Raw genomic sequence first — 12,733 nt, forward strand, 5'->3', positions numbered from 1 at the left:
GACCCACCATGGTCAGTAAGAAGAAAACCCATGTTGTTGATGATGTCGTTAAAAACGCGCCGCTCAAAACTAAAGCGTACGAGCAAGAGCTTCGCCGCCTCCATGTTGAACTGGTTAAGCTCCAGCAATGGGTAGTCGCCAAAGGGTTAAAGGTCTGTATTGTTTTTGAAGGGCGAGACGGCGCCGGTAAAGGCGGCGTCATCAAAGCCATCACCGAACGCGTCAGTCCCCGGGTGTTTCGCGTTGTTGCGTTACCGGCCCCCACCGATAAAGAGAAAAGTCAGCTCTATTTTCAGCGTTACGTTCCCCATCTGCCCTCTGCCGGGGAAATCGTTATTTTTGACCGCAGCTGGTACAACCGTGCGGGCGTGGAAAGAGTCATGGGTTTCTGTACCGAAGAGCAGGCCGAAAAATTTCTTGATGGAACGCCGGTAATGGAAAAAGCGATGGTCGATGCCGGGATCATATTGTTGAAATACTGGCTTGAAGTAACGCCAAAAGAGCAGGAGCGCCGCCTGCGCGATCGCATTAATGATGGTCGCAAGATCTGGAAGCTGTCTCCAATGGATATTAAATCTTTCAATCTGTGGGATGAATATACCCTCGCCCGCGACGCGATGTTTAAAGCGACCGACACCGCCTGGGCACCGTGGTTTGTGGCGCGCTCAGAAGATAAAAAAAGGGTGCGGCTGAATATTATTTCGCATCTGCTTTCCCAGATCCCCTATAAAGAAATTCACGTAGACAAGGTGGATTTACCGAAACGCAAGATCGGCGAAGTGAAGCCTACAAAATATCCCTTCCGGTATATTGCAGAGCAATTTTGATATTACTGGAAGACGGCTCGCATAATGTAGATTACCAGGGGAAACAGTATTGTTTTTTGTTGGCTGCGGTTGATAATGACCGCACCAACAAAGGAGAAAACATGAAACCGAACCGCACAGAAAGATGTGTTACAACAAAGCCTTTTACGGGTAAAAAGCCTCGCCCACTCTCTACAACAGCAGAGCACAAGCGACAGCATCAACAGGATCAGGGATTTATTAAAGCGATGAATGAATTAACGGCCAAAGCAGGGCTATTATCGGATGACCCTTATTTTGGAGGGCTTTGATGTGTTTTCAGTTTGACGTTTATCGCAACCCATCAGACAGAACGCGTGAATATCAGCCCTATTTTATGATTATTCAGCACGATTTTTATGACGACTTATCAACGAGACTTATTGTACCGTTAAGCTATCACAATCATTTAAGAGGACATTCAAACGCTGCAACGCCACTGGTGAACATTGAATTCCAGACATTTTTCTTAATACAGCCAACATCACACACGTGGAGACAAAGAAACTTAATAATAAGAATTATGTATGTAATCTGCGCAGTGCAAGAAGTAGTGTTCTTGCAGGAATTGATGCGTTAATTACCAATACGTAGCTCAGAGCCGCGCAAGTGCAGCGCCGCCGGACAATGCCGACGGCGCGAGGTTTACTTCAACCCTTCCGAACTCTCTTTTTGCGCTTCAAGTCGCTCAACGTCCCGATACCAGCGCGGATGGTGTTTTTGCGCCCAGCGGCGGCTCACCTTCCCTTCAATCATGCCTTTAATCGATCCTTTCACCCAGAAGGCCATATACATATGGATCAGGATGGCGTGGATCAGAATAATGGCCGAGGTCGCGTGGATCAGCAGTGCGTAGCGCACCACCTGGATCGGGAAATATTGGGCAAAATACGGACGCCAGATAATCACTCCGGTTACCAGCAGCACGAAAATCATGCTCATGATGGTCCAGAACATCATCTTCTGCCCGGCGTTGTATTTGCCCACCTTCGCGACTTTATGCTCGTTGCCTTTCAGAACCTCAACAATCCCTTTAATCCAGGGAATATCCTGCTTGTCAGGGATGTTGTGATGAACGAAACGCACGAACATAAACATCAGCACCACGAAAATCAGCACGCCGAAGAACGGATGCAGAATGCGCCCCATCTGCGGTGTCCCGAAGGTTTCCGTGAGCCACTGTAGCGTCGGGAAAAAGAACGAAATGCCGGATACCGCCACCAGGAAGAAGCAGATGACCACCGTCCAGTGACAGGCGCGATCGACAAATTTTGTGCGCACTATCATTTTCGACTTATTCATGATGCTCCTCCTCGTCGACATCCACCTCTTTATTCGGCCCGATACCGATGTAGTGATAAATCAGCCCGGCAAAGGTGGCGATAAAGCCCGCCGCTGAGAGCGGCTTAAGCGCCCCTTTCCAGAGATTGATCGAGGTATCTATCGCCGGATCTTTCGGCAGATTGTGATACAGCTCCGGCTGGTCATTGTGGTGCAGAACATACATGACGTGCGTACCGCCCACGCCCTGCGGGTTATAAATCCCGGCCTTGTCATAGCCGCGCGCTTTGAGCTTATCCACCCGCTGCTGCGCCACTTCCAGCATCTCTTTTTTGGTGCCGAAATGGATCGCCCCGGTAGGACAGGTCTTCACGCAGGCAGGCTCCTGGCCGACGCTGACGCGATCGACGCACAGCGTGCATTTATAGACCCGGTTATCCTCTTTATTGAGGCGCGGGATATTAAACGGACAACCTGCAATACAGTAACCGCAGCCGATGCAGTTATCCTGCTGGAAGTCGACGATCCCGTTGGCGTACTGAATGATTGCCCCGGCAGACGGGCATGCCTTCAGGCAGCCCGGATCTTCACAGTGCATACAGCCGTCTTTACGGATCAGCCACTCCAGCTTGCCATTCTGGTCGGTTTCGCTAAAGCGCATCACCGTCCAGGACTTGGCGCTCAGATCAGCAGGATTGTCATAGACACCAACGCAGTGCCCCACCTCGTCGCGAATATCGTTCCACTCCGAGCAGGCCACCTGGCAGGCCTTACAGCCCACGCAGGAGGAGACATCGATCAGCTTGGCGACTTCTGCCTTGTAATCCCGCGCACGAGGCGCGGGCGTTATCGGGTTGGTCGCGGAGCGTTTAATAATGTCTTGTGTTTCCATCGCCATTTAATCGCTCCTTACGCTTTCTCGATGTTGACCAGAAACGCTTTATACTCCGGCGTTTGCGAGTTGGAATCGCCGACGTTTGGCGTCAGGGTATTGGCGATGTAGCCTTTCTGCGCTACCCCTTCAAAACCCCAGTGCAGCGGTATACCGACGGTTTCCACCTGCTGGCCATGCACGTTCAGCGTTTGCAGACGACGGGTGACCACCGCCACCGCGCGAATAAAGCCGCGCTTGCTGCTGACCTTCACGCGATCGCCGTTGGCAATGCCTTTCGCCTTCGCCAGGGTTTCGCTTATCTCCACAAACTGTTCCGGCTGCGCGATGGCGTTAAGCCGCGCGTGCTTGGTCCAGGTATGGAAATGCTCGGTCAGGCGGTAGGTGGTTCCGACATACGGGAACTTGTCCTTTTTACCTAAACGCAGCACGTCGTCTTCATAGATGCGTACCACCGGACTGGAGACCACGTTCGGGTGCAGCGGGTTAGTGCCGAGCGGCGTTTCCATCGGCTCGTAGTGTTCCGGGAACGGCCCTTCCGCCAGTTTGTCGATAGCAAACAGACGTCCCAGCCCTTCCGGCTGCATGATAAACGGCCCGGTGTTGCTGCCCGGCGCGGCGGTGTTGAAGTCCGGGATATCGTTCCCCGTCCACTTCGTGCCGTTCCACTCGATCAGCATGCGTTTCGGATCCCACGGCTTACCGTTCACGTCTGCGGAGGCACGGTTGTACAGTACGCGGCGGTTCAACGGCCACGCCCATGCCCAGCCCAGGGTATTGCCCAGGCCTGACGGATCGGCGTTATCGCGATTGGCCATCTGGTTACCCTGCTCCGTCCAGCTGCCGGTGTAGATCCAGCAGGAAGAGGCCGTGGTACCGTCGTCACGCAACAGCGCGAAGCTATTGAGCAGCTGTCCTTTCTTCGCCACCAGATTACCGTTGGCATCGTACAGGTCGGCCAGCGCCACGCCGTTGTTCTCTTTTGCCACCTCTTCGGACTCAGGATGATCCGGCTGCTTGTAGTTCCAGCTCATCTTCAGCAGCGGCTCAGCGCCTTTGCCGCCTTCGGCGCGGTACATCTCGCGCAGACGATGGTAAATCCCGGCCAGAATTTCGCCGTCATTACGTGCTTCGCCGGGCGCATCCTGACCTTTCCAGTGCCACTGTAGCCAGCGGCCAGAGTTGGCAATTGAACCGTCCTCTTCCGCAAAGCAGGTCGACGGCAGGCGGAACACCTCGGTCTGAATCGCTGCCGGATCGACATCGTTTGATTCACCGTGGTTCTGCCAGAACGTAGACGTTTCGGTGACCAGCGGATCGATAACCACCATGTACTTCAGCTTGCTCAGGCTGCGAACGACTTTGTTTTTATCCGGGAATGACGCTACCGGGTTAAAGCCCTGGCAGATATACCCCGTGACGTCGCCCTTATCCATCATGTTGAAATACTTGATGACATCGTAAGCCTGGTCCCATTTCGGCAACCACTCAAAGCCCCAGTCATTCTCTTTCTGCGCCGCGTCGCCATAGAACGATTTCATCAGACTGACGGCAAACTTCGGATAGTTACTCCAGTAGTTCACCTGGTCCGGACGCGTCGCTTTTGGCGTGTTGGCGTCAAGCCAGCTTTGCCAGTCGGTCTGCTTCTCGGACGGCAGGGTCAGGTAACCCGGCAGGCTGGTCGACAGCAGGCCTAGGTCGGTTAAGCCCTGAATGTTAGAGTGCCCGCGCAGGGCGTTCACGCCGCCACCGGCCATCCCCATGTTGCCGAGCAGCAGCTGGATCATCGCCATGGTACGGATGTTCTGCGCGCCCACGGTATGCTGCGTCCAGCCCAGCGCGTACAGGAATGTAGTGGTTCTGTCGGCGGCACTGGTGGAAGCCAGCACTTCACATACTTTCAGGAAGTCCGCTTTCGGCGTACCGCAGATGTTTTCCACCACGTCCGGCGTATAGCGGGAAACGTGCTGTTTCAGCAAGTTCCACACGCAGCGCGGATCGCTCAGGGTCTCATCGCGTTTCGCGTAGCCGTTTTCGTCGAACTGATAGTTCCAGGACGATTTATCGTACTGACGTTTCCCGGCGTCATAGCCGCTGAAGAGGCCATCTTCGAAGGCGAAATCTTCCCTTACCAGCAGGCCGGCATTGGTGTAATGCTTAACGTATTCCGCGTTAATTTTGTTATTTTCGATCAGGTACAACAGCACGCCGGACAGGAACGTGATGTCCGTACCGGAGCGGATCGGCGCATAGATATCAGCCACCGATGCCGTACGCGTAAAGCGTGGATCGACGACAATCAGCGTCGCATCGTTGTTGTTTTTCGCTTCCATCGCCCAGCGGAATCCCACCGGATGGGCTTCAGCGGCGTTACCGCCCATTACCACCACGACGTTAGCGTTTTTGATATCAACCCAGTGGTTGGTCATCGCACCGCGACCAAATGTTGGAGCAAGACTTGCTACCGTTGGTCCGTGTCAGACGCGCGCCTGGTTATCAACCGCCAGCATGCCGAGGGAGCGCACAAATTTTTGCGTCAGCATGCCGGTCTCATTACTTGCCGCAGAGGCACACAGCATCCCGGTGGAGGTCCAGCGGTTTACCGTGACGCCCTGCTCGTTCTTCTCAATAAAGTTGGCGTCGCGATCCGCTTTCATCAGTTTTGCAATTCGGGAGAAAGCGTCGTCCCATGAGATACGCTGCCATTTGTCAGAGCCCGGCGCACGATATTCCGGGTAGCGCAGACGGTTTTCACTGTGGACGTAGTCCAGCAGCCCCGCCCCTTTCGGGCAAAGCGCCCCGCGGCTCACCGGATGGTCCGGGTCCCCTTCAATATGATAAATCGCTTCTTTGGCGTTCTTTGCGCCATCACCCAGGCTATACATTAATAGCCCACAACCCACGGAGCAGTATGTGCAGGTGTTACGGATCTCTTTCGCGCGCAGCAGTTTATAGTTGCGTGCCTGAGCCAGCGCCATTTTGGGAGCGAATCCCAGCATTGCGGCTGTTGTTCCGGCCATACCGCCCGCGCAGATTTTAAAAAATTGTCTGCGGCTGACGTCCATTGCTGTCCTCGTTATCTGATAAGACTTCGCGCCGCAAACTAACAGCAAAGCCCCTGTTTTTTTTGCGTCAAATCAAGGTCGCCAGACTTCGCCCCCTTAATAGTCACTGCCGGTACGATTTGCTAATCCTTTCGGGTTAACAGGCTCTTTGAAAATTCGCCAGGTGTAGCAAATAGATGCTATAAGTTTTCCCTTTGATTTTTAGAAGACTGGCAGGGTAATGGACAGAAAAAGAGCAACGCTGACAGGCCTGGCGGCCATATTGCTGTGGAGCACCATGGTGGGTCTCATCCGCAGCGTCAGTGAAGGACTGGGTCCGGTGGGCGGCGCGGCGATGATTTACACCGTCAGCGGGCTGTTGTGTCTGGTGACGGTGGGTTTTCCCGATCTTCGGCGTTTTTCCACGCGCTATCTCATTGCGGGCAGCATCCTGTTTGTCAGCTATGAGATGTGCCTGGCCCTGTCGCTGGGATATGCCGCGACGCGCTCACAGGCGATTGAAGTCGGTATGGTCAATTATCTGTGGCCAAGCCTGACGATTGCGTTCGCGATTTTGTTCAACGGGCAAAAAACCACCCTGTGGGTGATCCCTGGGCTTCTCATCTCGCTGTTGGGTGTGTGCTGGGTTTTAGGTGGCGAAAACGGTCTGCAACTGAATGACATCATGCAGAACGTCGTTTCCAGTCCGCTAAGTTATGGGCTGGCGTTTGCTGGCGCTTTTATCTGGGCCGCCTACTGCACCGTCACCAGCAAGTATGCCAAAGGGCAAAATGGCATTACCCTTTTCGTCCTGCTGACCGCCTTGAGCCTGTGGGTCAAATATTCCGTCAGCGATCAGCCCGAAATGGTGTTCAGCGTCCCGGTTGTGGTGAAGCTATTGATGTGTGGGGTTGCGCTTGGCTTTGGCTACGCCGCCTGGAATATCGGTATTCTTCACGGTAACGTCACGGTGCTTGCGGCTGTCTCATATTTTACGCCAGTTCTTTCCGCCGCACTGGCGGCTATTCTGCTGAGTTCTCCGCTTTCACTCTCATTCTGGCAAGGGGCATTGATGGTGTGCGCCGGATCGTTACTGTGCTGGTATGCCACCCGCAAATAGCATTTTTATTTTTGCCGGGTACCGAATATGCCCGGCAAAATATTAACAATATTTTAATATGTGATCACACCCTCGAATATAATTCGTAACATTAGAGAGTAATTAAATTTCTGTATAGAGTGCTGTCAGAAAGCCAGAGTTGTTGTGGAAATTGACATAAACTGACAACGCAGGTAATTAATTCAGCGCCAATATTCCCGCGCTATATAGCACAAAATGCAATAGTTTATTTCTGAATATTTCTCTTAAAAAACAGGTTCTGGTTTCCCGAGAAATTTATAATCAACTGTTTTAAAAAAGATTATCCTGCCACATGCTTTGACATTCCCTGCCAAACCCTTTTAATCCCACCAAAAAACTAAAACGTCCGACAACTATTCACAGCCATATTATCCTGATTAGTTAATAATCACTTTATGTCTATATATTAACCTGACTGGCCGATTTAAGGGCAATTTATCCGATCAGGATCACACTAATTGAAATTATCTTTAATATTTTGAAACTTATTATTGAAAGCAGTCTACGGAATTTTAAAAATAGTCTGCCATTGACGATAAGCCTCGTTTAAAAATCGCTCAGGTGGCTTAGGAAATACCTAAATAAAATTATAAGGATTATTTAAGATGAAACTTAAATTAGTTGCAGTGGCAGTGACTTCCATGTTGGCAGCTGGCGTTGTTAACGCGGCTGAAGTTTTTAACAAAGACGGTAACAAACTGGATCTGTACGGCAAAGTTACTGGTCTGCACTATTTTTCTGATGATGCTGGTAGCGACGGCGACAAAACGTATGTTCGTCTGGGCTTCAAAGGTGAAACTCAGATCAACGATCAGCTGACCGGATACGGTCAGTGGGAATATGAGTTCAAGGGCAATCGCTCTGAAGCTCAAGGTTCCGACGGCAACAAAACCCGTCTGGCGTACGCTGGTCTGAAATTCGATGAATTCGGTTCCTTCGACTACGGTCGTAACTACGGTGTGGCTTATGACATCGGCGCGTGGACTGACGTTCTGCCAGAGTTCGGTGGCGATACCTGGACGCAGACTGACGGCTTCATGACCGGCCGTACCACTGGCGTTGCAACCTACCGTAACACCGACTTCTTTGGTCTGGTTGACGGCCTGAACGTGGCTGCTCAGTACCAGGGTAAAAACGACCGTGACGATATCACCGAATCCAACGGTGACGGCTGGGGTCTGTCTTCTACCTATGAATTCGACGGCTTCGGTGTGGGTGCGACCTACGCGAAATCTGACCGTACCGACCGTCAGGTTCGTGCTGCAAGCAACCTGAACGCCGGTGGCGAAAACGCAGAAGTCTGGGCTGCTGGCCTGAAGTACGATGCGAACAACATCTACCTGGCAACCACCTACTCTGAAACCCGCAACATGACGGCGTTCGGTAACGGTCACGTTGCCAACAAAGCGCAGAACTTCGAAGTTGTGGCGCAGTACCAGTTCGACTTCGGTCTGCGTCCGTCCATCGCTTACCTGAAATCCAAAGGTAAAGACATCGGTTCTTATGGCGACCAGGACCTGGTTGAATACGTTGACGTTGGCGCGAGCTACTACTTCAACAAAAACATGTCCACCTATGTTGATTACAAAATCAACCTCGTGGATGACAGCCAGTTCACCAAAGATGCCAAAGTGGCTACCGACAACATCGTAGCTGTAGGTCTGACCTACCAGTTCTAAGATCTGTTAGTTCAAAAGGCCAGCCCTCGCGGCTGGCCTTTTTTATTACTGCTGCCCTCCGACCTTCGCCAGACTAAACCAGATCCCGACCGCCAGAATCAGCAGCATGCCTCCCGCACTGCCCAGGGCCACGCTGTGCGAGGTGATGAACGCGGTTTTCGCCGCCTTCATCACCGGCTCGGCCAGCGACGGCGACAGCTCCTGCGCCACCTTCATCGCTTCACCGATGGACGACGAGGCTTTATCGGTCAGCGACGCGCTCAGCCCCTGCGGCAGTACAATAGACGCCGAAAAGCTGCGGGTTAACAGCAGACCGAAAATGGCGATCCCCAGACCAGCACCCAGCTCGTAGGACATGGTTTCGATCGCGCCTGCGGCGGCCGCTTTCTCTTTCGGCGCGGCAGCCATGATCGCTGACGTCGAGGCCAGCAGTGCGCTGGCGGCACTGAAGCCCAACAGCACCATCAGGCTCCACGCCTGCCACTGTTGGGTGCTGAAATCGAGCGTCGACAGGCCGATAAAACTGACCGCGCTAAGCCCCATGCCTCCGGCCGCGACAATGCGCAGCCCCAGACGCCCGACCAGCACGCCCGCGATCGGCCCGCTAAATCCGCTCGCCACCATCACCGGCAGCATGAATATCCCTGCTTCAAAAGGCGTAAAACCATGCACGAACTGCAACTCCTGCGCCATCAGCAGTTCAAAGCCCACCAGCGCAATCATGGCGGTCATCGCCATGACCACGCCGCTTAAAATAATGCGATGGCAAAACAGACGCATGTCGATCATCGGCACGCGCGCGCGCAGCTGGATACGGACGAAGATAAACAGCATCACCGCCCCGGTAAGCAGCGTACAGGCCACCATCCACGGCGACAGCACCCCTTTCAGGGCGGTTTTGGCGCTATAGACCAGCAGTAAAATCGCTACAATCAGCATAATGGCATGGCTGATATTGAGCGGCTGCTCGGGCCGCCCCTGCTGAGCAGGCACAAAGCGCGCAGCAAGCGAAACCACGATCAGCACGATCGGCACGTTAATCAGGAACACCGACCCCCAGTAAAAGTGCTCCAGCAACATGCCGCCAATCAGCGGGCCAAACGCCGCGCCGCCCGACCCAACGGCAGCCCAGACGCCGAGGGCAATATTACGGTGCCGCGCATCAATAAACAGGGTGCGGATCCCTGCAAGCGTAGCCGGAATAATCATCGCCGCGCCAATCGCCAGCGACGCGCGGGCGGTAATCAGCCAGCCCGCGGACGGCGCAAATGCCGCCGCTAACGATGACAGGCCAAACAGCACGCTGCCAATCATCAGCAGGCGCTTAAAACCTATGCGATCGCCCAGCGCGCCCATCGGCAGCACCATCCCCGCCATCACCAGCGAGTAAATATCAATAATCCACAGCAATTCGTTGCCGCTGGCACCCAGCGTCATGCTCAATGTTGGCGCCGCCACGTGCAGCACCGTCGCGTCAATCGCCACCGGGATATACACCAGCACGATAATCACTAACGCTAACCACTGACGAAACATAAATTTCCTTTTCAGTTAAAAACTGGACGCATGTCCAGAATGCGATCCTACGTAAAGTTGAACACTTGTCCAGCTCTTTGTTACACTCGTTTCGTTGCCATTGAGAGTGAGAAATTATGCGTTATCTGAGCAAGGACGAGCGGCGGGAAGAGATCCTCCAGGCCGCGATGCGCGTGGCGCTGACCGAAGGATTCGCTGCGATGACCGTGCGCCGCATCGCCACCGAAGCGGGCGTCGCCACCGGGCAGGTGCATCACCACTTTGCGTCGGCGGGCGAGCTTAAGTCGCTGGCGTTTGTCCGGCTAATCCGCGATTTGCTGGATGCTGAAATCGTTGGCGAAAACGCCGGCTGGCGCGAGCGCCTGCATGCCATGCTCGGCAGCGATGACGGCGGGTTTGAGCCTTATATTCGACTGTGGCGGGAGGCGCAAATTCTTGCCAGCCGGGATAGCGATATCAAAGGCGCCTACGTTTTGACCATGGAGATGTGGCACCAGGAAACGGTCGCGATTATCCGCGCCGGGGCGGAGGCCAACGCCTTTACGCTTGCTGACCAGCCGGAAAATATCGCCTGGCGTTTAATTGGTCTGGTATGTGGCCTGGATGGCATATACGTATTAAATATGCCTGAAATGGACGACGCGGCATTTAATAAGCATCTGGATAAGCTTATTTCCCTCGAATTGTTTTAATACTCCCATCGGGGTATTAATTTCCGCAAATAGTTACAATTAGTAACACATAAAGCGAACCCTGATTCCCATTCCAAACTCAGGGATTCGCTTTTTTATCTATCCTTTCAGATGTATCCCATAACATCCAAAAATTTCTACAAACTGCCGAAAGGTATCTTTCTGTTTTCACTTATTTTTTCTCTCCATTTTGGTAAGCAAGAGGGTGATATGTCACATCAAAGCGAGAAGAGTAATCAGCATCTGTTGAGTAACTGGAAACCGGAAAACGCGCAATTTTGGGAGAATAAAGGGAAACATATCGCACGTAGAAACCTGTGGATTTCCGTGGCGTGTTTGCTTCTCGCGTTTTGTGTATGGATGTTGTTTAGCGCTATTGCGGTAAATCTTAATAAGGTCGGATTTAATTTCAGCACCGATCAGCTTTTTATGCTAACGGCATTACCTTCTCTTTCCGGCGCGATATTGCGTGTCCCCTACTCTTTTATGGTGCCGATATTTGGCGGACGTTACTGGACCGTGTTAAGTACCATTATCCTGGTCGTACCCTGTGTCTGGCTTGGGATCGCCATCCAGAATACCGCTACGCCTTACTGGGTCTTTATTATCATCGCACTGCTGTGCGGTTTTGCCGGGGCCAACTTCGCTTCCAGCATGGGAAACATCAGTTTCTTCTTCCCGAAAGCCAGACAGGGCAGCGCGCTGGGCATTAACGGCGGGCTGGGTAACCTGGGCGTGAGCGTGATGCAGCTGGTTGCGCCGCTGGTGATTTTTCTGCCGATGTTTACCTTCCTCGGCGTTCACGGCGTCCCCCAGGAAGATGGCTCGACGATGTGGCTGGCGAACGCGGCGTGGATCTGGGCCCCGCTGCTGATTCTTGCTACCCTTGCGGCGTTTTTTGGCATGAACGACATCGCCAGCTCGAAAGCGTCCATTGCCAGCCAGCTTCCGGTGCTTAAGCGCTTTCACCTCTGGCTGCTGAGCCTGCTTTATCTGGCAACCTTCGGCTCGTTTATCGGTTTCTCGGCAGGCTTTGCTATGCTGTCGAAAACCCAGTTTCCGGACGTAAATATCCTCCACCTCGCCTTCTTTGGCCCGCTGATCGGCGCCCTGGCGCGTTCGGCTGGCGGGATGATCTCGGACAGGCTGGGCGGCGTACGGGTGACGCTGATCAACTTCGTCTTTATGGCCATCTTTAGCGCCCTGATTTTCCTGACGCTGCCCGGCTCTGGTTCAGGCAGTTTTATCGCCTTCTATCTGGTCTTTATGGGCCTGTTCCTCACCGCCGGGCTGGGCAGCGGCTCGACCTTCCAGATGATCGCGATTATCTTTCGCCAAATCACCCTCGACCGCGTGAAAAAACAGGGTGGGAGCGACGAACAGGCACAGCATGAAGCGGTGACCGAAACGGCTGCCGCGCTGGGCTTTATCTCTGCCATCGGTGCGGTGGGCGGGTTCTTTATTCCCAAAGCCTTTGGCACATCCCTGGCAATGACCGGTTCCCCGGTGGGCGCCATGAAAGTCTTCCTCGTGTTTTACATCGTCTGCGTGCTCGTCACCTGGCTGGTGTACGGCCGCAAATCCTCACAAAAATAATAACTACATCTTCGCCGGAGCGTGATG

At 53.4% G+C, this 12,733-nt stretch carries 11 protein-coding genes; 7 read left to right on the forward strand and 4 right to left on the reverse strand.

What is annotated here, in order from left to right:
- The first annotated feature begins 8 nt into the window (after positions 1-8).
- From ppk2 to IMQ56_RS14800, 3 genes are all read left to right on the forward strand, one after another.
- Positions 9-827: a polyphosphate kinase 2 gene (gene ppk2, locus IMQ56_RS14790; protein ID WP_196063963.1), complete on the forward strand. Its 819-nt coding sequence runs from the start codon at positions 9-11 to the stop codon at positions 825-827.
- Between the two features lie 101 nt (positions 828-928).
- The gene (locus IMQ56_RS14795; RefSeq protein WP_017382306.1) at positions 929-1,117 is read left to right on the forward strand and encodes a hypothetical protein; all 189 of its coding nucleotides are present in this window, start codon (positions 929-931) and stop codon (positions 1,115-1,117) included.
- 65 nt (positions 1,118-1,182) lie between these two features.
- Positions 1,183-1,425, forward strand: a complete 243-nt coding sequence (locus IMQ56_RS14800; protein ID WP_230326215.1) for a CcdB family protein — start codon at positions 1,183-1,185, stop codon at positions 1,423-1,425.
- A 65-nt stretch (positions 1,426-1,490) separates the two neighbouring features.
- Here the strand turns inward: IMQ56_RS14800 and fdnI are convergent, their stop codons facing one another.
- Genes fdnI through fdnG form a run of 3 tightly spaced genes read right to left on the reverse strand, consistent with a single transcriptional unit; the run spans position 1,491 to position 6,083 of the window.
- The gene (fdnI, locus tag IMQ56_RS14805) at positions 1,491-2,147 is read right to left on the reverse strand and encodes a formate dehydrogenase-N subunit gamma (RefSeq protein WP_032102982.1); all 657 of its coding nucleotides are present in this window, start codon (positions 2,145-2,147) and stop codon (positions 1,491-1,493) included.
- Entirely contained in the window at positions 2,140-3,024 is an 885-nt protein-coding gene (fdxH, locus tag IMQ56_RS14810; protein WP_196063962.1) for a formate dehydrogenase subunit beta, read from the reverse strand. The genes fdnI and fdxH overlap by 8 nt, the downstream gene beginning before the upstream one ends.
- A gap of 11 nt (positions 3,025-3,035) precedes the next feature.
- On the reverse strand, positions 3,036-6,083 hold the full coding sequence (fdnG, locus tag IMQ56_RS14815; RefSeq protein ID WP_164551585.1) for a formate dehydrogenase-N subunit alpha: 3,048 nt from the start codon (positions 6,081-6,083) through the stop codon (positions 3,036-3,038).
- A 220-nt stretch (positions 6,084-6,303) separates the two neighbouring features.
- On the opposite strand from fdnG, the gene yddG reads away from it, so the two are divergent.
- A complete protein-coding gene (gene yddG, locus IMQ56_RS14820; RefSeq protein WP_108394189.1) occupies positions 6,304-7,182 on the forward strand; it encodes an aromatic amino acid DMT transporter YddG in 879 nt (292 codons plus the stop codon).
- Between the two features lie 626 nt (positions 7,183-7,808).
- The gene (locus IMQ56_RS14825) at positions 7,809-8,882 is read left to right on the forward strand and encodes a porin OmpD (RefSeq protein WP_017382300.1); all 1,074 of its coding nucleotides are present in this window, start codon (positions 7,809-7,811) and stop codon (positions 8,880-8,882) included.
- 45 nt (positions 8,883-8,927) lie between these two features.
- Here the strand turns inward: IMQ56_RS14825 and IMQ56_RS14830 are convergent, their stop codons facing one another.
- The gene (locus IMQ56_RS14830) at positions 8,928-10,418 is read right to left on the reverse strand and encodes an MFS transporter (RefSeq protein WP_108394188.1); all 1,491 of its coding nucleotides are present in this window, start codon (positions 10,416-10,418) and stop codon (positions 8,928-8,930) included.
- A gap of 116 nt (positions 10,419-10,534) precedes the next feature.
- On the opposite strand from IMQ56_RS14830, the gene IMQ56_RS14835 reads away from it, so the two are divergent.
- On the forward strand, positions 10,535-11,110 hold the full coding sequence (locus IMQ56_RS14835; protein WP_015570471.1) for a TetR family transcriptional regulator: 576 nt from the start codon (positions 10,535-10,537) through the stop codon (positions 11,108-11,110).
- A 210-nt stretch (positions 11,111-11,320) separates the two neighbouring features.
- A complete protein-coding gene (locus tag IMQ56_RS14840) occupies positions 11,321-12,706 on the forward strand; it encodes a NarK family nitrate/nitrite MFS transporter (protein ID WP_032670798.1) in 1,386 nt (461 codons plus the stop codon).
- The last annotated feature ends 27 nt before the right edge of the window (positions 12,707-12,733 follow it).

The organism is Enterobacter sp. Res13-Sevr-PEC09-46 (assembly GCF_015672585.1).
Classification (GTDB): Bacteria; Pseudomonadota; Gammaproteobacteria; order Enterobacterales; family Enterobacteriaceae; genus Enterobacter; species Enterobacter hormaechei_C.

Excerpts from the sequence above, each read along its gene's own strand:
- ppk2 (WP_196063963.1), top strand. The coding sequence starts at position 9 with ATGGTCAGTAAGAAGAAAACCCATGTTGTTGATGATGTCGTTAAAAAC.
- IMQ56_RS14795 (WP_017382306.1), top strand. The coding sequence starts at position 929 with ATGAAACCGAACCGCACAGAAAGATGTGTTACAACAAAGCCTTTTACG.
- IMQ56_RS14800 (WP_230326215.1), top strand. The coding sequence starts at position 1,183 with ATGATTATTCAGCACGATTTTTATGACGACTTATCAACGAGACTTATT.
- fdnI (WP_032102982.1), bottom strand. The coding sequence starts at position 2,147 with ATGAATAAGTCGAAAATGATAGTGCGCACAAAATTTGTCGATCGCGCC.
- fdxH (WP_196063962.1), bottom strand. The coding sequence starts at position 3,024 with ATGGCGATGGAAACACAAGACATTATTAAACGCTCCGCGACCAACCCG.
- yddG (WP_108394189.1), top strand. The coding sequence starts at position 6,304 with ATGGACAGAAAAAGAGCAACGCTGACAGGCCTGGCGGCCATATTGCTG.
- IMQ56_RS14825 (WP_017382300.1), top strand. The coding sequence starts at position 7,809 with ATGAAACTTAAATTAGTTGCAGTGGCAGTGACTTCCATGTTGGCAGCT.
- IMQ56_RS14830 (WP_108394188.1), bottom strand. The coding sequence starts at position 10,418 with ATGTTTCGTCAGTGGTTAGCGTTAGTGATTATCGTGCTGGTGTATATC.
- IMQ56_RS14835 (WP_015570471.1), top strand. The coding sequence starts at position 10,535 with ATGCGTTATCTGAGCAAGGACGAGCGGCGGGAAGAGATCCTCCAGGCC.
- IMQ56_RS14840 (WP_032670798.1), top strand. The coding sequence starts at position 11,321 with ATGTCACATCAAAGCGAGAAGAGTAATCAGCATCTGTTGAGTAACTGG.